Here is a 21,774-nt window from a genome sequence, read left to right as displayed (position 1 = left end):
TTTATGCCTGTTCGTCCAAGATCGTCGCCCGGCTTAGGCAGAACTCACCCCCGATGAACAACGATCGCCTACAGTCAAACACGATCGGGAGGGCAGCAATTGAGCAGACATAGGCGCCGGGGGTAGTCAATCAGGTGCCACGCGTTGTGCCGACGAGCGCACAAGACTACACAGTCGTTGCTGTGAGGAGGCGTAATGGTTTCATTCGGGGCGATCAATCATGGTGTGGACCGCTCAACTTCGGCGAATTCGTCGCCCACCAAGGGCGCCACGCCGGTCACTCCGATTGCTGTCATCGGCATGGCCTGCCGGCTTCCTGGCGGCATCGACTCCCCGGAGCTGCTGTGGGAGGCGTTGCTGCGCGGCGATGACCTGGTCACCGAGATCCCGCCCGACCGCTGGGATGCCGACGAGTACTACGACCCCGAGCCCGGAGTACCGGGCCGGTCGGTGTCGAAGTGGGGCGCCTTCATCGACGACGTTGCCGGCTTCGATGCAGATTTCTTCGGGATCAGCGAGCAGGAGGCGATCGCGATCGACCCTCAGCACCGGCTACTGCTGGAAGTCTCTTGGGAAGCAGCCGAGCACGCGGGGCTGAGCCCGGCGCGTTTGGCCGGCACGCGCACAGGCGTGTACGTGGGCTTAGGACACAACGATTACCAGCTGGTGGCTGCCGACGCCCACGCGTTGGAGGGGCCCTACGGCTTTTTGGGTAACGGGTACTGCATGGGCTCGGGGCGGATCTCGTATGCCCTGGGGGTGCATGGTCCCGCCTTGACAGTGGACACCGCCTGCTCGGCCGGACTGGTCACGGTACATATGGCCTGCCGTGGCTTGAGCGACGGCGAATGCGACCTCGCCCTGGCCGGCGGTTCGGCGGTGGCACTGGATCCGCGCAAGTTCTCCGCGGGGTCGGCGGGCGGCATGCTGTCTCCGACCGGGCGCTGTCGGGCGTTCGACGTTGCTGCGGACGGGTTCGTGGGCGGCGAAGGCACTGTCGTGGTGTTGCTGAAGCGACTTGCGGATGCGCTGCGCGATGGTGACCGGATCCTGGCCGTGGTGCGCGGCACCGCCCTAAACAACGACGGCCGCACGGTCACCATCACCACGCCCTCGCGGTCCGCGCAGGTCGAGGCTTATCGTGACGCGTTGGCGGTGGCCGGGGTGGACGCAAGCAGTATCGGCATGGTGGAGACCCACGGCACCGGGACACCGACCGGCGACCCCATCGAATACGCCAGCCTCGCTGAGGTTTACGGCATCGACACTCCGTGCGCGCTCGGAGCCGCAAAGACCAATTTCGGCCACAGCCAGTCGACCGCGGGAACGTTGGGCCTGGTGAAGGCCATCCTGGCGCTGCAGCATGGCGTCATCCCGCGAAACCTGCACTTCACCCGCCTGCCCGACGACGTCGCCCAAATCGAGACCAATCTGTTTGTGCCGCAGGAAAATACGCCGTGGCCAATCAACGGCAACGCTCCGCGGCGGGCGGCGGTGTCGGCGTACGGGTTTTCGGGAACCAACGCGCACGCCATCGTCGAGCAAGCTCCCGAAACCACTGAAGCCGCTGGACAACACGACGGGACCGCCCAAGCAGCGACGGAACCGTTGCTGTTCCCGCTGTCGTCTACCTCGGCCGACGAACTGCGCCGCACCGCAGGCAGGATCGCCAACTGGGTGCAGGCACACGACAACGTGGCATTGCCGGACCTGGCCTACACGCTGGCTCGCCGGCGCGCGCACCGCCCGGTCCGCACCACCGTCATCGCCAACAACCGCCAGGAGCTCATCGACGCGTTGCGCGAAGTCGCCGAGGGCGACACGCCGTATCAGCCCGCTGTCGGGCAAGACGACCGGGGGCCGGTGTGGGTGTTTTCCGGGCAGGATTCGCAGTGGGCCGGTATGGGCGCGCAGCTCCTGGCGACCGAGCCGGTGTTCGCCGCCACCGTCGCGCAGGCCGAGCCGATGATCGCCGGTGAATCCGGGTTCTCGGTGACCGAAGCGCTGACGGCCCCCGAGGTGGTGACCGGTCAGGAGCGGATTCAGCCGACCCTGTTCACCATGCAGGTCGCCTTGGCCGCCACCCTCAAGGCATACGGGGTTCGTCCGGGCGCGGTGATCGGGCACTCGCTCGGCGAGGCCGCGGCCGCGGTCGCTGCAGGCGCACTATCGCTCGAAGACGGGTTGCGTGTCATCTGTCGCCGCTCACAGCTGATGTCACGCGTCGCGGGCACCGGTGCCACGGCATCGGTGGAACTGCCTGCCAAGGATGTGCTTTCGGAACTCACGGCCCGCGGCATCAACGACGTCGTGGTGGCGATAGTGGCCTCGCCGCAGTCCACGGTGATCGCCGGCGCCGCCGAGACGGTTCGTGAGCTGGTCGCAGCCTGGGAGCAGCGTGACGTGATGGCCCGCGAGGTTCCCACCGACGTGGCTTTTCATTCACCGCAAGTCGATCCGATCCTCGGGGAGCTGACCGATGCGCTCGCCGAGCTGAACCCGATGACACCGGAAGTTCCCTTCTACTCGGCGACCCTGTTCGATCCGCGTGAAGAACCGGTCTGCGACGCCCGCTACTGGGCCGACAACATGCGCCGCATGGTGCGGTTCGCCGCGGCCGTGCAGGCCGCCTTGGAGGACGGCTACCGCGTCTTCGCCGAGGTCTCGCCGCACCCGCTGCTCAGCCACGCTTTGGACCAGACCGCTCGCAACCTGGATATCCCGCTGGCCGCGGTGGCCGGTATGCGCCGCGAACAACCGCTGCCGTTCGGGCTGCGTGGCTTTGTAGCCGATGTGCACAACGCGGGTGCCGCAGTGGACTTTTCGGTGCTGTATCCGGCTGGTCGACTGGTCGATGCGCCGCTTCCGACGTGGACGCACCGGCGATTGTTCTGGAATCGCGAGGCCCAGGATTCCCCGATGCACGGTGCGTGCACGGTGTCGGTGCACCCGTTGTTGGGATCGCATGTGCGCTTGCAGGAGGAACCCGAGCGCCACGCGTGGCAGGCCGAGGTCGGCACCGACGCCCAGCCCTGGCTGGGCGATCACCGGATCCGCGATGTCGCAGTCATGCCCGGGGCGGGGTACTGCGAGATGGCGCTGGCGGCCGCGCGAACGGTGCTGGGTGAAGCTTCCGAGGTCCGCGACATTCGCTTCGAGCGGGCGCTGCGGCTGGATGCACAGACCACGGTCGGCGCTACGGCGTCGCTGACCTCGCCGGGCGTCGCCGAGTTCAGCGTGGAGACCAATCAAGGCGGCGAACAAGCGCGGCACGCTGCCGCGGTCCTGCAGGCCGCCGACGACGAGCAGCCACCTGCCCGGGATATGTCTGCCCTGCTGGCCGCGCATCCGCATCGCGAAGACGGCGACGAGGTGCGCAGGCGATTGGATGCGCGTGGGGTTCAGTTCGGTCCGGCGTTCACCGCGCTCGGCACCGTGTACGCCGGTGACGAGGGAACCGACACGGTGCTGGCCGAGGTTGCGCTACCGCGCCAAATACGTTCGCAGCAGGATGCTTACGGCATCCACCCGGCGTTGCTGGATACATGTTTTCAATGCATCGAGGGTCATCGGGACGTCCAGGCTCTCGGCGAAGAGGTGCTGGGATTGCCGCGGGGTGTGCGACGGCTACGCGCCTACGGTTCGGTTCGCAACGCCCGCTACTGCTACACGCGAGTGGTGAAAGCCGACGATTCCGGTGTCGAGGCGGATTTCGAATTGCTCGACGAGCACGGCACAGTGCTGCTCACCATGCAGGGCGGGCAATGGGGCGCACGACTTTCCGGTGACGCTTACAAAGAGCGAGTGCTGAGCGAGCGGCTATTGGCCATCGAGTGGCGGCAACAAGAGCCGGCCGAGGTCGAACACCCCGACGCTGGAAGCTGGCTGCTGGTCAGCACTGCCGCCACCGCGGACGTGGTGGCCACCAGGTTAACCGATGCCCTGAAAAGCCATGGCGCGTACTGCACGACAATGTGCTGGCCACCGCGTGCCGACCATGTCTCCAACCGCGAAGAGTTCGAAAACTACTTGCGCACAGGTGGATTCAGCGGTGTGGTGATCCTCACGGGACCGAAAAACGGCGACGCGCATGACCAGTCCCCGCTGCTGGGCCGCGAGTATGTGCAGCATCTGGTGCGTATCACCCGTGAATTGCCGGAGGTTCCCGGGGAGGCGCCTCGCCTGTACGTGGTGACCCGCAATGCCCAAAAGGTGCTGGCTGGTGACGTGGTCAACCTGGAGCAGGCCGGACTGCGAGGATTGGTGCGGGTGATCGGCACCGAGCATCCGCATCTGCGCGCGACCCAGATCGATGTGGACGAAGCCGTCGACGCCGACCAGTTGGCACAGCAACTGCTCGGCGATTCCGAGGAAGACGAGACCGCTTGGCGAAACGGCGCATGGTATGTCGCGCGGTTGTATCCCGCTCCGCTGCTGCCCGAGGAGCGGAAAACCACGCGCGCCAACCATGAGCGTGACGGGATGCGCATGCAGATCCGCACGTTCGGTGATTTGGAGTCGATGGAGCTCGTTGCGCGCGAAAGGGTTTCGCCAGGTCCCGGACAGATCGAAGTCGCGGTCAGCGCGTCGAGCATCAACTTCGCCGATGTACTGGTCGCGTTTGGCCGGTACCCGGCCATCGAGGGTCGGCTGCCGCAGCTGGGCACCGACTTCGCCGGGGTGGTGACCGCCGTCGGTCCCGACGTGACCGACCACAAGGTGGGTGATCGTGTCGGGGGTCTGTCCGCCGACGGCTGTTGGGGCACGTTCGTCATTTGCGATGCGCGTTTGGCCGTGCCGCTGCCCGCCGGACTTTCCGTCGAGCAAGCGGCGGCGGTGACCACCGCGCACGCCACCGCCTGGTACGGCCTGCACGAGCTGGCCCGCATGAAGGCCGGCGAAAAGGTGCTGATTCATTCCGGGACCGGGGGCGTGGGGCAAGCGGCGATCGCAATGGCCCGCGCCGCAGGAGCCGAGATCTTCGCCACCGCAGGCAGTGAGCAGCGTCGGCAATTGTTGCGCGACATGGGGATTGAGCATGTCTACGACTCGAGAAGCGTCGCGTTCGCCGACGAAATCCGCCGCGACACCGCCGGCTACGGCGTGGACATCGTGCTCAACTCGGTCACCGGCGCCGCCCAGCGCGCGGGCCTGGAACTGTTGGCCTACGGAGGCCGATTCATCGAAATCGGCAAACGCGACATCTACGGCGACACCCGGTTGGGGCTGTTCCCGTTCCGGCGCAACCTGTCGTTCTACGGCGTCGATCTGGCGTTGATGACCGTCACCCATCCCCACCGGCTGCGAGACGTGCTGAGCACGGTGTACCAGCTGGTCGCCGATGGCTCGTTGCCGATGCCGGAGACCACGCACTATCCGCTGGCCGACGCGGCCACCGCTATCAGGGTGATGAGCGGGGCCCAGCACACGGGCAAACTCGTGCTCGACATCCCGCACACCGGGGCCAGCCGAGTGGTGGTTCCGCCGGCACAGGCGAAGGTGTTCCGCCGCGACGGCGCCTACCTCGTCACCGGTGGGCTTGGCGGCCTGGGGCTGTTCTTGGCCGAGAAGATGGCTGCGGCTGGCTGTGGGCGCATCGTGTTGTCCTCGCGCTCGCAGCCGACGGCTGAGGCCGCGGAGGCCATCGAGCGCATTCGCGGGCTCGGTGCCGACGTCGTGGTGGAGAGCGGCGATATCACCGAGGCCGACACGGCGCAGCGGCTGGTGGCTACGGCGACGGCTACCGGGCTGCCGGTGCGCGGTGTGCTGCATCTGGCGGCGGTGATCGAGGACGCCACCCTGACTAACATCACCGACGAGCTCGTCGAACAGGACTGGGCACCAAAGGTTTACGGTGCATGGAACCTGCACACCGCCACTGCTGACCAGCCGTTGGACTGGTTCTGCTCGTTCTCCTCGGCGGCGGCGCTGGTGGGCTCGCCCGGACAGGGCGCCTACGCGGCGGCCAACAGCTGGCTGGACGCTTTCACTTGGTGGCGTCGCGCGCAGGGCTTGCCGGCGACCGCGATCGCCTGGGGAGCCTGGGCCGAGATCGGGCGCGCAACCGCGATGGCCGAGGGCGGTGCGGTTGCCATCGATCCCGACGAGGGCGCGTACGCGTTCGAAACGCTGTTGCGCCACGACCGCGCCTACACCGGCTACGCGCCCATCACGGGCGCGCCGTGGCTAACCGCATTCGCCGAGCTAAGCCCGTTCGCTGAAGCGTTCCGCTCGACCGGGCAAAATATCGGGGGCACAAGCAAATTCCTCGCCGAGCTCAAGGAGTTGCCGATCGACGAGTGGCCTACCCGGCTTCGGCGTCTGCTTTCCGACCAGGTCAGCCTGATCCTGCGTCGCAGCGTCGATCCCGACCGGCCGCTCACCGAGTACGGCCTGGACTCGCTGGGCGCGCTCGAACTGCGTACCCGCATCGAGGCCGAGACCGGAATACGGATCAACGCCGGCGATCTCACCAGCATCGGCACCATTCGCGGATTGGCGGACCTGCTGGTTGAAAAGCTGGCGCCCGCCGAAGCTGCCTGACATTTTGGTCGCCGAGACGCTGCGGTGCGTCGGCCGGACGCGTTGTGTGTCGCACGATGAGGAAGATCGGTGAAAGCCACTCCCAAAATGCTGGTGTCCGCCGTTGTCGAGCCTGTTGTGTTCGGCCTGTTGCTGTTTTTGGCAGCCGGCACATTCGATTACTGGCAGGCCTGGGTTTTTCTGGCGGTGTATGCGCTTTTGACTTGGATCCCGGGCATTTACCTGCTGAGGACGAATCCCGCTGCGCTTCAACGACGGATGCGGGGTGGGCCGGCGGCGGAGATCCGGAAGATGCAGAAGGCCGTTATGGGTGGCCTGTGGTTGTCGCTGGCGGCACTGTTGATCGTCAGCACCCTGGGGCATCGCTTTGGGTGGGCGCTCGTACCGACACCGATCTGCTTGCTTGGGGATCTTTTTGTCGCGGTCGGCCTTGGGGTAGCAATTCTTGTGATCATTCAAAACAACTACGCGGCCGCTACGGTGCGGGTGGAAGCCAATCAGAAGCTTATCTCTACGGGCTTGTATGGGTTCGTGCGTCACCCGATGTACACCGGAAATGTGGTTGTCATGATCGGCATACCACTAGCGCTTGGCTCCTACTGGGGGCTCGTCTTTGTTTTACCTGGCGTACTTGCATTGGTCTTGCGAATCCGCGATGAAGAGAAACTGCTCCGCGATGAGCTCGATGGTTACCCTGAGTACGCCCAGAAAGTTCGCTATCGCCTGGTGCCAGGTATGTGGTGAGCACCTCAGTTGGGCCACGAAGGGTTCTTACTGGTCCTAATCGCTAGCAGTGTGCGGACTCGCACTAGCCACTTCTTGCTCTGTGCTCACCCGGTCGCTGACTAGCAACTAGCAAGCTCAAACGGCTACCCGTCGGCGCATCGCAGAACTCACGGGCTGTCAAGCGTGAACCCGTTGCCGCGTTAATCTCGGCGATTGCCCGCATGGCAGCAATCGAATCTCCGCCCAGGTCGAAAAACGACTCGTCGACCCCCACGCTGCTAATACCCAGCACCTGAGCGAAAATGTCGGCAACAATCTGTTCGAGCGGTGTTGCGGGCGTGCGATAACCATCATGGTTGGCGAGGGCAGTGGCCGGTTGGGATGGGTGGTCATTGCCACCAGGATTCGTTGGTAGTGCTCCATCAGGGTGGTGATAGTGGCGCTGTCGAATACGTCGGTGCGGTATTGGACGCGAAGGTCGAGTTGTGGGCCCGGCACAGCTTGCACCGCAAGCGGGTAGTGGTAGTAGTCGCGGACTGTGAGTTGGGTAATGCTTAGCCCGTCGACGCTGGAGACGTCGGCGGTGTCGATGGGGTAATTCTCGTAGACGAACACCGTGTCGAACAGTCGCTGGTGACCGGTGAGGCGGTGGATGTCGGTTAGCGCTAGGTGTTGGTGTTCGAGGGTGTCGTTGTGGGCACGTTGTAGTTGGTGTAACAGGTCGGTGGTGGTGGTGGCCGCGGTGATGGTTGCCCGCACCGGCACGGTGTTGATCAGTAGGCCCACCATTGATTCCGCGCCGGCCAGTTCGGCCGGTCGGCCGGAGACGACCGCGCCGAAGGCGATATCGTGGCGGCCGGTGAGCCACATAAGCAGTTGCGCCCAGGCGCTTTGCAGCACGGTGTTGATGGTGACGTGGTGTGAGCGGGCCAGTTTGGTGACCGCGTGAGTGGTCTTGGCGGGTATCGGGAAGGATTCAACGTTTCGCGGTCCGAGCCCTAACCGGTCCGGCGGGCCGACCAGTGTGGGGGATGCGAAGCCGTTGAACATTTCACGCCAGATCGCCTGGGCGGCGGCGTGATCCCGGCCGGCCCGCCAGGTCATGAAGCTGCGATATGGCGGAGGCGGCGCCAATTGCTGCCCGTGGTAGCTGGCGAATATTTCCCGTAGCAGGATCGGCATCGACCAGCCGTCGAGGACGATGTGGTGGTTGGTGAGCACAAACCGGTGCTGGTGCTCGCTGACGCGGATCAATGCCGCCCGGAACGCCGGCTGGCCGTTGAGGTCACAGACCGCGGCGCGTTCGGCGGCGCAGATCTCCTCGACCTGCGCCTCGACGTCGGCGCCGTCGAGTTCGACATACCGCCACGGCGGCGCAGGATCAGCCGGAATCACCTGCACCGGCTCGTCGAACCCGTCCCAGAATCGGGCCACCAGGTTGGGATGCCGGTTGACCACCGTGCCCACCGCCTCGCGCAGCCGGTGCGGATCCAACGGGCCGGTGATGGCCACATCAAGCTGAACCGCATACACGTCATCGCCGCTGCCGTGGGCGGCGCTGGCGTGGAAGAGCAGCCCCTGCTGCAGTGGTGTGAGCGGCAAAATGTCAGCGACGCGGTGACGCTGGTGCAGTTCGTCGATCTGCTGCTGGCTCAACCGGGCAGGCTCGATATCCGACGGGGTCAATCCACCGCCACCGGCCCGCACGTGCGCGCAAATACCGCGCAACGCCTCGAACCACAACTGGCTCAGCCGGCTGACCTGGGCGTGGTCCAGCGCCGACGGCGCCCAGGTCCAGTTGGCGTGCAGCTGCGGGCCGGCGTCAGAGTCGACGGTGCCGGCGTTGAGCTCCAGGGTGTGCGGCAGCGGCACTCGGATCGCCGCGGCCGCGCCGGTCAGCGACAATCCCTCGGCACTGATGCGCCACACATCACCGGATGCATACGCCGCGGGGGCACCCAGCGGCCCAGGTAGTTGAACCCGATCGGCGGGTCCGATTCGGCGATGTCGACGTCGTCGTTGAGGTAGCGCAGCACGCCGTAGGTCAGCGGATCCGGCAAGGCGCGAAGCTGCTCTTTAGCGCGCTTGATCACCGCTCCCAGCGCGGGTCCTCCGGTCACTACCTGCGCCCAGGGCAACGGGTCGACCGTCAACGACACCGGGTACTTGGTGGTGAACCACCCCACCGTGCGCGACAGGTCGACGTCGGGGGCAATGTCCTCGTCGCGGCCGTGGCCCTCGACGTCGATGCCGATCGGGGCGCCGCGAGCGGCCCCTAGCTGAGCCACTGCCAGGGCGAAGCCGATCAGCAGGATGTCGTGGACCCCGGCGTGGAAGGCCGCCGGAACTTCGCCGAGCAGCATGCGGGTGTCGTGGGCGTCCAGCGACGCCGACAAGTATCCGGCGGCGGCGAATGTGTCTGTCTCAGGGCGCACCGCGGGCAACGCCGCCGGGGTCGCCGCGACCTGTCGCCACACCTCGGCGGTGGCTACAACGTCGGGCCGGCGCGCGTACCGGCTCAGCAGCGAAGCCCATCGGGTAAACGACGTCCCGGTCGCCGGCAACGCGACCGGCTGCCCACCGCGGTGCTGGGCCCACGCGATGTTGAGGTCCTCCAGCAAGATCCGCCACGACACCCCGTCGACGGCCAGGTGATGAATCGTCAGCACCAATTGTCGTGTGGAGCTTACCCACAGCGCACTGACCATCCGACCGGCGGCCGGGTCCAGCCGTGACCGCGCTTCGATCAGCGCCTCATCGGATAGCGCGTCCGTGACGTGCAGGCAGTCGCGCGCGTCCGCCGAGCCGCGCTCGGGCACCGTCAGCAACCAGCCCCCGGCACCGTCGTCATCGACCCGTGCCCGCAACATCGCGTGCCGGTCCAGCAACGCCTGCAACACCACCACGACGTCGGTGTCGGTGACCCCTACCGGCGCCTGCACCACCATCGTCTGGTTGAACTGCTCGACCGCGCCGCCCAGGCTGCGCAGCCAGCGCATGATCGGGGTGGCCGCCAACTGCCCAATGCCCTCGTCGACCCCGCCATCGACCACCTCTGCCACCCGAGCCACCCGAGCCAGCCGGGCCACGGTCTGCTCGACGAAAACATCGCGCGGCCGTAACAGCAGACCTGCAGCGCGGGCCCAGACGACTACCAGTATCGATAAGATGCTGTCGCCGCCTAAATCGAAGAAGGAGTCGTCGACGCCGACGCGTTGTAGGCCCAGGATTTGGGCGTAGATGCCGGCCAGGATTTCTTCGGTGGGGTTGGTTGGGGCCCGGTAGTGGTCGGCGTCACTGTATTCCGGGGCGGGCAGGGCCCGGGTGTCGAGTTTGCCGTTGACCGTCAACGGCAACGCGTCCAGTACCACCACCGAGGCCGGCACCATGTAGCCCGGCAACCGCTCGGCCAGCTGCTCGCGGATCGCGGCGGGGTCGACGGTTCCGGTGACATAGCCCACCAGGCGCTTGTCGCCGGGGCGGTCCTCGCGGGCGATCACCATCGCCTGCTGCACACCCTCCACTGCGGCCAGGGTGGCCTGGACTTCGCCCAGTTCGATGCGATACCCGCGGATCTTGACCTGCTCATCGGCGCGGCCCACATATTGCAGCTGCCCATCAGCACCCCAGCGCACCAAATCCCCGGTGCGATACATGCGCGCCCCAGGCCCGCCGAACGGGCAGGCCACAAACCGCGACGCCGTCAGCCCGGCACGGCCCACATACCCGTACGCCACCCCGGCGCCAGCCACATACAACTCCCCGACCACCCCCGCGGGCACCGGCCGCAACAACCCGTCCAGCACAAAAAACCCGAGATGGGCCAACGGCACCCCAATCGGGCTGGCTGAACTAGCGGCGTCGCTGGCGGCTATTTCCCGAAACGAGGCATGCACCGTCGTCTCGGTGATCCCATACATGTTGACCAGCCTCGGCACGCCCGGATGGCCATCCAGCCACGACCTAAGCCGTTGGGGTTCGAGCGCCTCACCGCCGAACACCACCGTCTGCAACGCCAGCCGCTGTGCCCGGTCGGGGTGTTGCGCATCAACGGTTTGCAGCGCATAAAACGCCGACGGGGTCTGGCTCAACATGCTGACCTGCTCGGCAATCAGCAACGCGCGCAAGTCTTCTGGCGAACGCACCACCGCATCAGAAACCACCACCAGCCGGCCACCGTGCAGCAGCGCGCCGAAAATCTCCCACACCGAAAAGTCAAACGCCAGCGAATGGCACTGCGTCCACACCTGCCCCGCCGACAACCCCAGCTCGGCGTCCAGGGTCGCCAGCAGCCGCGTCACATTGCCATGCGCAATCGCCACCCCTTAGGCACACCGGTAGTACCCGAGGTGTAAATCACATACGCGATCTCCTCCGGCGCCGGCACCGGCAGCGGGGCGTGCGGCTGGGCGGCAATCGCGGGGTCGTTGACATCGACAACCAGCAGCTCGCGCCCGTCCAGCCGCTCAGCCAGCCCCGCGGTGGTGACCGCGGCGACCGGCGCGGCATCCTCGAGCAAAAACCTCAACCGCGCCGGCGGGTGCGCCGGATCCATCGGCACATACGCCGCCCCCGTCTTCAGGACGGCCACGATCGCCACAATCGCCTCGACCGACCGGGGCAACAACACCCCCACCCGCTGACCCGCACCCACCCCGAGACCAGTCAGGAGATGCGCCAACCGGTTCGCCGCCGCATCCAGTTCCCGATAGGTCATCGAGCCACCGACGGCGGTGACCGCCACCGCCTCCGGGCTGCGCGCCACCTGCTCAGCGAACACCACCGGAATCGACACCGGCCTGGCCGCCGCGCGGGTCAACACCACCCGGTTACCCCACCCATCAAGCCGGACGCGCTCAGCTTCGTCCAACACATCCACCATCGACAACCGCCGCCCCGGATCAGCCGTCATCGCCACCAACACCCGCCGCAACCGCTCGGTGAGCGCCTCGACGCCGGGCGCATCGAACACATCGGTGCGGAATTCCACCACTCCACTGATCCCGTCCGGCTCACCCGCCGCGGTGAACCCTTCCGCCAGGGAAAACGACAAATCCATCCGCGCGGTGCGCGTATCCACCGGCAGCGGGCTAGCCTGCAAACCACCCAGTGGCACTGCGGCGGTGGGGTCGCTGCCATGCCAGGCGAAGTTCTGCCAGGCAAACATCACCTGCACGAGAGGGTGATGAGTCAACGATCGCGTCGGGTTAAGCCGCTCCACCACCAGTTCAAAGGGCACATCTTGATGCTCATAGGCGGCCAGGCTGCGTGCTCGGACCTGGTCCAACAGCTCGGCCATGGTGGGATCACCGGTCAGGTCGACTCGCAGCACCAAGGTGTTGACGAAAAGCCCCACCAGCTCGTCGAGTGCGGGGTCGCGGCGACCGGCGATCGGGAAGCCGACGGCCACATCAGTGCTGGTGCTGAGCTTGGCCAACAGCACCGCCAAGGCGGCCTGCATCACCATGAAACTGGTGGCGTTGTGCGTTCGGGCCATCCGCGTAACCTGCCGCTGCAACTCAGCTGGCCACTTTAGGCTTACTCTGGCGCCGCTATGTTCCGCGACAGGCGGATAGGGCCGGTCGGTGGGCAGGGTAACGCGTTCAGGCATGTCAGCCAGCGCCTGCTCCCAGTAGGCCAACTGCGTTGCGATCGGGCCTTCGCGATCACCGAGTTCCCCGAACTGCGCGCGCTGCCACAATGTGTAATCGACGTATTGCACAGGCAATTCGGTCCAGTCCGGCGCCCGCCCCGCGCGTCGGCTGGCATAAGCCACCCCTAGATCACGCACCAACGGAGTAATCGACCATCCGTCGGCGGCAATATGGTGCACCACGACTGCCAGCACATGTTCGTCGTCGGTGATGCGGAAAAGCGTGGCCCGCAGAGGAATTTCGGCTACGAGATCAAACCTATGACGTACCGTGATGCCGATTGCCTCATCCAAGCGGCCTGCTCCCCATTCGTTGGCATCGACAACATCCCACCCAATGTCAACCTGCTCAGCAGGTATCACCCGCTGCTGGGGTGTCCCGTTGGGCGCAGGAAACTTTGTGCGCAAGCTTTCATGGCGGACAACAACATCGGTCAGCGCTTGACCCAGCGCCCGGGCGTCGAGATTGCCCCGCAACCGCAAAACCACCGGCATGTTGTAAACCGGTGAGGGCCCGTGCAACTGGTCAATGAACCACAACCGTTGCTGAGCGAACGACAACGGGATCACCGCGGGGCGCGCAACCGGCTTCAACGGCTCAAGCGCCACAGTATCGTCGCGCAAACGCAAAGCCAACTGCGCAACCGTCGGAGCCTCAAATACCGTGCGCACCGCAAGCCCGCCATCCAAGCCGGTGTTGACCATGGCCACCAGCCGCATCGCCGACAGTGAATCGCCGCCTAAATCGAAGAAGGAGTCGTCGACGCCGACGCGTTGTAGGCCCAGGATTTGGGCGTAGATGCCGGCCAGGATTTCTTCGGTGGGGTTGGTTGGGGCCCGGTAGTGGTCGGCGTCACTGTATTCCGGGGCGGGCAGGGCCCGGGTGTCGAGTTTGCCGTTGACCGTCAACGGCAACGCGTCCAGTACCACCACCGCGGCCGGCACCATGTAGCCCGGCAACCGCTCGGCCAGCTGCTCGCGGATCGCGGCGGGGTCGACGGTTCCGGTGACATAGCCCACCAGGCGCTTGTCGCCGGGGCGGTCCTCGCGGGCGATCACCACCGCCTGCTGCACACCCTCCACTGCGGCCAGGGTGGCCTGGACTTCGCCCAGTTCGATGCGATACCCGCGGATCTTGACCTGCTCATCGGCGCGGCCCACATATTGCAGCTGCCCATCAGCACCCCAGCGCACCAAATCCCCGGTGCGATACATGCGCGCCCCAGGCCCGCCGAACGGGCAGGCCACAAACCGCGACGCCGTCAGCCCGGCACGGCCCACATACCCGTACGCCACCCCGGCGCCAGCCACATACAACTCCCCGACCACCCCCGCGGGCACCGGCCGCAACAACCCGTCCAGCACAAAAAACCCGAGATGGGCCAACGGCACCCCAATCGGGCTGGCTGAACTAGCGGCGTCGCTGGCGGCTATTTCCCGAAACGAGGCATGCACCGTCGTCTCGGTGATCCCATACATGTTGACCAGCCTCGGCACGCCCGGATGGCCATCCAGCCACGACCTAAGCCGTTGGGGTTCGAGCGCCTCACCGCCGAACACCACCGTCTGCAACGCCAGCCGCTGTGCCCGGTCGGGGTGTTGCGCATCAACGGTTTGCAGCGCATAAAACGCCGACGGGGTCTGGCTCAACATGCTGACCTGCTCGGCAATCAGCAACGCGCGCAAGTCTTCTGGCGAACGCACCACCGCATCAGAAACCACCACCAGCCGCCACCGTGCAGCAGCGCGCCGAAAATCTCCCACACCGAAAAGTCAAACGCCAGCGAATGGCACTGCGTCCACACCTGCCCCGCCGACAACCCCAGCTCGGCGTCCAGGGTCGCCAGCAGCCGCGTCACATTGCCATGCGCAATCGCCACCCCCTTAGGCACACCGGTAGTACCCGAGGTGTAAATCACATACGCGATCTCCTCCGGCGCCGGCACCGGCAGCGGGGCGTGCGGCTGGGCGGCAATCGCGGGGTCGTTGACATCGACAACCAGCAGCTCGCGCCCGTCCAGCCGCTCAGCCAGCCCCGCGGTGGTGACCGCGGCGACCGGCGCGGCATCCTCGAGCAAAAACCTCAACCGCGCCGGCGGGTGCGCCGGATCCATCGGCACATACGCCGCCCCCGTCTTCAGGACGGCCACGATCGCCACAATCGCCTCGACCGACCGGGGCAACAACACCCCCACCCGCTGACCCGCACCCACCCGAGACCAGTCAGGAGATGCGCCAACCGGTTCGCCGCCGCATCCAGTTCCCGATAGGTCATCGAGCCACCGACGGCGGTGACCGCCACCGCCTCCGGGCTGCGCGCCACCTGCTCAGCGAACACCACCGGAATCGACACCGGCCTGGCCGCCGCGCGGGTCAACACCACCCGGTTACCCCACCCATCAAGCCGGACGCGCTCAGCTTCGTCCAACACATCCACCATCGACAACCGCCGCCCCGGATCAGCCGTCATCGCCACCAACACCCGCCGCAACCGCTCGGTGAGCGCCTCGACGCCGGGCGCATCGAACACCTCGGTGTCGAATTCGACGCGAAGCACCAGCTCGCGGCCGGGCACGGCCACCACGGACAGCGGGTAGTGGTTGTATTCGCGGGTGGTGAACTCGGTGATGGCCAGCCCGTCGGCACCGGACAAGGCGGCGGTGTCGATTGGATAGTTCTCGTACACGAAAAGGGTGTCGAACAGTTGCTCGTGGCCCGTGGCGCGGTGAATATCGCTAAGCGCCAGGTGCTGATGTTCGAGTGTGTCGTTGTGCACGTGCTGCAGCTGCTCGAGCAGCTCGGCGACCGTGGTTTGCCCCGTGATGCGCGCCCGCACCGGCACGGTGTTGATCAACAGACCCACCATCGACTCCGCGCCGCCACCTCGGCGGGCCGACCCGAGACCGCGGTGCCGAAGGCGACATCTCGCTGGCCGGTCAGCAACATCAGCAGCTGCGCGAACCCAGCCTGCAGCACGGTGTTGACCGTCGTATGCTGCGAGCGCGCCAACTCGCTAACCGCGCGGGTGATCCGTTCGGGCACCTTCACCGAGGCCACGCCTCGCCGCCCCGGCCCCAACCGGTCGGGCGGGCCCACCAGCGTGGGGTTGTCGAAACCGTCGAACACCGCACGCCACGCCGTGCGCGCGGCGTCAAGGTCACGATCGGCCAGCCAAGTGATAAAGCTGCGATACGACGCGGGTGCCGGCAGCCGCTGCCCGTAATAGCCGGCGAACAGCTCCCGCAACACAACCGGCAGCGACCACCCATCCATCACAATGTGGTGGGCGGTCAGCACAAACCGATGCTGGTCCTCCGCGATGCGGATCAACGCGGCCCGAAACGCCGGCTGGCCGGTGAGGTTGTACACCGCAACACGTTCGGCGGCGCAAACATGCTGGATTTGCTCGTCGATGCCGTCGCCGTCGAGTTCGACGTACCGCCAGGGCGCCACAGGATCGGCGGGGATGATCTGCACGGGCACGTCGAACTTTTCGGTGAATCGCGCTGCCAGGTTGGGATGGCGATTCACCACTTTCTGTACAGCATCATGGAGCCGGTGGGGATCAAGCTGTCCCGATATGGCGATGTCCAGCTGCATCGCATAGACATCGTCGCTATTGTCCCGTGCAGCCCTCGCATGAAACAGCAGCCCCCGCTGCAAGGGGGTCAAGGGCAGTACGTCACCGATCCGCATATTGCCTCTCGAGCTCGGTGATCTGCTCCTGGCTAAGGCCGGTAAGTGCGACATCCGAAGGCGTCAATCCGCCTCCACCGCTTCGCACGTGCGCGCACATGCCGTGCAAAGCTTCAAACCACAATTGGCTCAAGCGGCTAACCTCCGTTTCGTCGAAAGCTGAACGCGCCCAAGTCCAGTTGGCGTGCAGGAACGGGCCGGCATCAGTGTCGACGGTGCCGGCGTTGAGTTCCACCGTGTGCGGCAACGGCATCGGGATCGCCGAGGCTGCACCCGTCAACGACAAGCCCTCGGAACTGATACGCCACACCTCATCGGAGATCTCGGCCGCGGCGGCACCCAGACGTCCCAGGTAATTGAAGCCGATCGGCGGGTCGGACCCGTCGAGTTCAACGTCGGTGTTCAAGTAGCGCAGCAGGCCATAGGTCAACGGGTGCGGGTGTGCGCGCAACTGTTCTTTGGCTTCCTTGATCACCCGCCCTAGCGCGGCATCGCCGGCGGTTACTTGCGCCCAGCGGAGCCCACCCAGGCTCAGTGAGACCGGGTATTTAGTGGTAAACCACCCTACGGTGCGTGACACGTCGATATCGGGAGACAGTTCCTCGTAACGTCCGTGGCCCTCCACATCGATACCGATTGGCGTGGGACCAGTGCCCACGAACTCGGCCAACGCCAGACCGAATGCGATCAACAAGATTTCGTGCACACCGGCGTGAAACGCTGCCGGTACCTCACCAAGGACCATTCGGGTCGTCTCAACGTCCTTTAACGACACCGACAAGCGCCCGGCGCTTTCAAACGTATCCACTTCGGGGCAGACCGCTGTGAGCACCGCAGGCACCGCGACGATCTCCCGCCACATCTGCGCTTGTTCAACCACTTCTGGATGGCGCGCGTGCTCGGCCAACAGTGTGGCCCAACGGGCAAAAGACGTCCCAGTGATAGGCAGCAAGATCTGCTGTCCGCTCCGGTGCTGGGCCCAGGCAATGTTTATGTCCTCCAGCAGGATTCGCCATGACACGCCATCAACCGCCAAATGGTGAATCATCAACACCAACTGGCTGGTGGAGGTCACCCACAGCGCGCTGACCATCACCCCCGCGGCCGGGCTGAGCCGCGACCGCGCCGTGATCAGCGCCTCATCGGTGAGCGTTTCGACGGTGCTCAGGCAGGTGCGGGCGTCCACTGAACCGGCGTCGGGCACCGTGACCAACCAGCTGCCCGCACCGTCGTCGTCGACACGTGCCCGCAACATGGCATGCCGATCCAGCAACGCCTGCAACAGCACCGCCACGTCGGCCTCCGTTGCCCCGGCCGGCGCCTGCAGCAGCACCGTCTGGTTGAACTGCTCTACCGCGCCGCCGATGCTCTGCAGCCAGCGCATAATCGGGGTCGCGGGCAGTTGCCCGACACCGTCATCACTTGGGCTGGCAGCATCGACCGCCTTGGCCACGCGAGCTAAGCGGGCCACAGTCTGTTGGACGAAAATATCGCGCGGCCGCAGCTGCAGACCGACGGTACGCGCCCGCGCAACGACTTGCATTGACAGAATGCTGTCTCCACCCAAATCGAAAAAGGAGTCGTCGACGCTGACCCGCTCCAGTGCGAGTACTTGGGCGTAGATGCCGGCCAAGATTTCCTCGGTGGGTGTGGCCGGGGCACGATAGTTGCCCGTGCTGTATTCGGGAGCGGGCAAGGCCCGGGTGTCGAGTTTGCCGTTGATCGTCAACGGCAGCGCGTCGATCACCACCACCGCGACGGGCACCATGTACTCGGGCAACCGCTGCGCCAGCTTTTGGCGAACCTCAACCGGATCAGCGCTGCCGGTGATGTAGCCGACCAAGCGCTTATCGCCAGGGCGGTCCTCACGGGCGATCACCACCGCCTGATCCACCCCATCCAAACCAGCCAACGCGGCCTGAATCTCCCCCAACTCGATGCGATACCCGCGGATCTTGACCTGCTCATCAGCGCGGCCCACATACTCCAACTGCCCATCGGCACGCCAACACACCACATCCCCGGTCCGATACATCCGCGCCCCAACCCCCCCAAACGGACACGCCACAAACCGGGCCGCAGTCAACCCCGACCGACGCCAATACCCACACCCGACCCCACGACCGGCCACATACAACTCACCAACCACCCCCACCGGCACCGGCCGCAACCAGCCATCCAGGACGAACAACGCGGTGGTCGACACCGGCGAACCGATCGGTGCCACGCCGGTCCCGACCGACAGTGGCGCACTCATCGACGCATACACCGTGGCCTCGGTCGGGCCATAGGCGTTGATCATCACCCGACCCGGCGCCCAACGCTCCACCAACTCAGCCGGACAAGCCTCACCGCCGAGCAGCAACGCCACCGACTCCAACCCCTGCGGCGACAGCGCGCTCACCGCCGAGGGGGTCTGGGTCAGCACATTGACCCGTTCACCGATCAGCAGGTCATGGAAGTCGTCGGGGGAGCGGGCCACCGAATCGGGCACCACCACCAACCGCCCACCATGCAGCAACGCACCCCAAATCTCCCACACCGAAAAGTCAAACGCATACGAATGAAACTGCGTCCACACCTGAGCCCCCGGCAGGTGTGGGGGCAACGACTCCGCTAGATGAGCCAGGTTGTGGTGGGTGATGGCCACCCCTTTGGGCGCCCCCGTGGTGCCCGAGGTGTAGATCAGGTAGGCGAGGTCCGCAGGAACCGGGCCCGGCAGGGCAGTACCCGGTTGCGTTTCAACGGCCGGGTCGTCAATGTCGATGACGGCTACCTCATGGCCATCCAACCGGTCGGCCAGACCGGTGGTGGTGAGCACCGCGACCGGCCCGGCATCGGCGAGCATGAAATCGATGCGCGCATCCGGCAACGCCGGGTCTATCGCCAGATACGCCGCACCGCTTTTGAGCACCGCCACCATCGCCACGACCGCCTGGATCGAGCGTTCCAACAGCAGCCCCACACACTGGCCCGGGCCGCCCCATAACCAACCAACAAGTGCGCCAACCGATTAGCGGCCTCATCCAACTCGCGGTAAGTCATGCACACATCCCCGCAAGACAACGCCACCGCCTGCGGTGAGCGCGCGACTTGAGCGGCGAACAACTCCGGAACCGACACCGGCACCACCGGCCGGGTCAACACCACCCGATTACCCCACTCCTCCAACCGGGCATGCTCACCGGCATCGAGCACATCCACCGCCGACAACCGCCGGGCAGGCTCAGCAGTCATCACCGCCAACACCCGCTGCAACCGCCCCACCAACGCCTCAACGCTCGCAGCGTCAAACACATCGCTGCGAAACTCCACCATCCCGGAAATCCCCGCCGGCTCACCGGCTTCGGTGAAGCACTCCGCCAACGAAAACGACAAATCCACGCGGGCGGTGTGGGTGTCGATTGGCATCTGAGCAACCTGCAGATCACCCAACGCCAACCCGGCCAGGCCATCACCAAGCTGCCCAGGCAGGTTCTGCCAAGCCAACATCACCTGCACCAACGGGTGATGAGCCAACGACCGGGCCGGGTTAAGCCGCTCCACCAACACCTCAAAGGGCACATCCTGATGCTCGAAAGCAGCCAGGCTGCGCGCCCGCACCTGGGCCAACAACTCAGCCACACAGGGATCACCGGCCAAATCCACCCGCAGCACCAACGTATTGACGAAAAACCCGACCAACTCATCCAACGCCGGATCCCGCCGCCCAGCGATCGGAAACCCAACAGCCACATCCGAACTCGCGGCAAGCTTGCCCAACAACACCGCCAACGCAGCCTGCACCACCATGAAACCGGTCGCGTTATGCTCACGCGCCACCCGCGCCACCTGCTGCTGCAACCGCGCCGGCCACTCCACGGCCACCCGACCACCCCGCTGACCGGCCACCGGCGGATACGGCCGATCGGTGGGCAACACCAGCCGCTCGGGCATCCCCGCCAGAACCTGCTCCCAATAAGCCAATTGCGCAGCAATCAGGCTCTGACTGTCATCGAGATCACCGAACTGGGCGCCTGCCACAACGTGTAATCGGCGTACTGCACCGGCAACGGATCCCAATCAGGGACCCGCCCCGTACACCGGGCACCATAGGCCAGACCCAGATCACGCACCAACGGGGTAATCGACCAGCCATCAGCCGCGATGTGGTGAACCACAACCACCAGCACATGTTCGTCGTCAGCGAGACGGAAAAGCCCTGCCCGCAAAGGAATCTCAGCAGCCAAGTCGAAACTATGATGCGCCGCCTGCTCGATCGACTCTTGCAGCCGACCCGGCGGCCACCCAGCGACATCAACCACCTGCCAACCGATATCGGCCCACTCCGCAGAAACCACCACCTGCCGAGCAACCCCGTCAACAGCAGGAAACACCGTGCGCAAGCTCTCATGACGGGCCACCACATCACCCAACGCCGCCCCCAACGCGCCAGCATCAAGTGCCCCGCCCAGCCGCAACGCCACCGCCAGGTTGTAAACCGGAGACGGCCCCTGCAACTGCTCCAAAAACCACAACCGCGACTGGGCAAACGACAACGGCACCACCGCCGGGCGCTCCACCGGCCGCAACGGCGCAAGCCCACCCCCACCCGCACCGATACGCGGCGCCAACTGGGCAACCGTGGGCGCCTCAAACACCGTGCGCACCGCAAGATCAGCGCCCAAACTGTTGTTAACCGCAGCAACCAGGCGCATCACCGCCAACGAATCCCCACCCAAATCGAAAAAGGAGTCGTCGACGCTGACCCGCTCCAGTGCGAGTACTTGGGCGTAGATGCCGGCCAAGATTTCCTCGGTGGGTGTGGCCGGGGCACGATAGTTGCCCGTGCTGTATTCGGGAGCGGGCAAGGCCCGGGTGTCGAGTTTGCCGTTGATCGTCAACGGCAGCGCGTCGATCACCACCACCGCGACGGGCACCATGTACTCGGGCAACCGCTGCGCCAGCTTTTGGCGAACCTCAACCGGATCAGCGCTGCCGGTGATGTAGCCGACCAAGCGCTTATCGCCAGGGCGGTCCTCACGGGCGATCACCACCGCCTGATCCACCCCATCCAAACCAGCCAACGCGGCCTGAATCTCCCCCAACTCGATGCGATACCCGCGGATCTTGACCTGCTCATCAGTGAACCGTCCCGGGTTTCGTGCACACCTTCT

At 65.6% G+C, this 21,774-nt stretch carries 3 protein-coding genes and 1 pseudogene; 2 read left to right on the top strand and 2 right to left on the bottom strand.

Annotated features, from left to right (window positions below; genetic code table 11):
- The first annotated feature begins 195 nt into the window (after positions 1-195).
- Both pks2 and MYXE_RS01040 read left to right on the top strand, forming a co-directional pair.
- Positions 196-6,543 (top strand): sulfolipid-1 biosynthesis phthioceranic/hydroxyphthioceranic acid synthase, encoded by a 6,348-nt coding sequence (gene pks2 / locus MYXE_RS01045; RefSeq protein ID WP_085197318.1) that lies wholly within the window; start codon positions 196-198, stop codon positions 6,541-6,543.
- 69 nt (positions 6,544-6,612) lie between these two features.
- Positions 6,613-7,287: a methyltransferase family protein gene (locus MYXE_RS01040; protein ID WP_085197320.1), complete on the top strand. Its 675-nt coding sequence runs from the start codon at positions 6,613-6,615 to the stop codon at positions 7,285-7,287.
- A gap of 64 nt (positions 7,288-7,351) precedes the next feature.
- Here MYXE_RS01040 and MYXE_RS25420 read toward each other — a convergent pair whose 3' ends face one another.
- Together MYXE_RS25420 and MYXE_RS24900 are read right to left on the bottom strand one after the other, a co-directional pair.
- Entirely contained in the window at positions 7,352-7,543 is a 192-nt protein-coding gene (locus tag MYXE_RS25420; protein ID WP_232061699.1) for an acyl carrier protein, read from the bottom strand.
- A gap of 101 nt (positions 7,544-7,644) precedes the next feature.
- A pseudogene (locus tag MYXE_RS24900) lies at positions 7,645-21,741 on the bottom strand (amino acid adenylation domain-containing protein); the annotation flags it as partial.
- Positions 21,742-21,774 lie beyond the last annotated feature (33 nt).

It is taken from the genome of Mycobacterium xenopi, from assembly GCF_009936235.1.
GTDB lineage: Bacteria > Actinomycetota > Actinomycetes > Mycobacteriales > Mycobacteriaceae > Mycobacterium > Mycobacterium xenopi.
The sequence above is the reverse complement of the archived record's forward strand: the minus strand, read 5'-3'. Positions and strand labels throughout refer to the sequence as shown.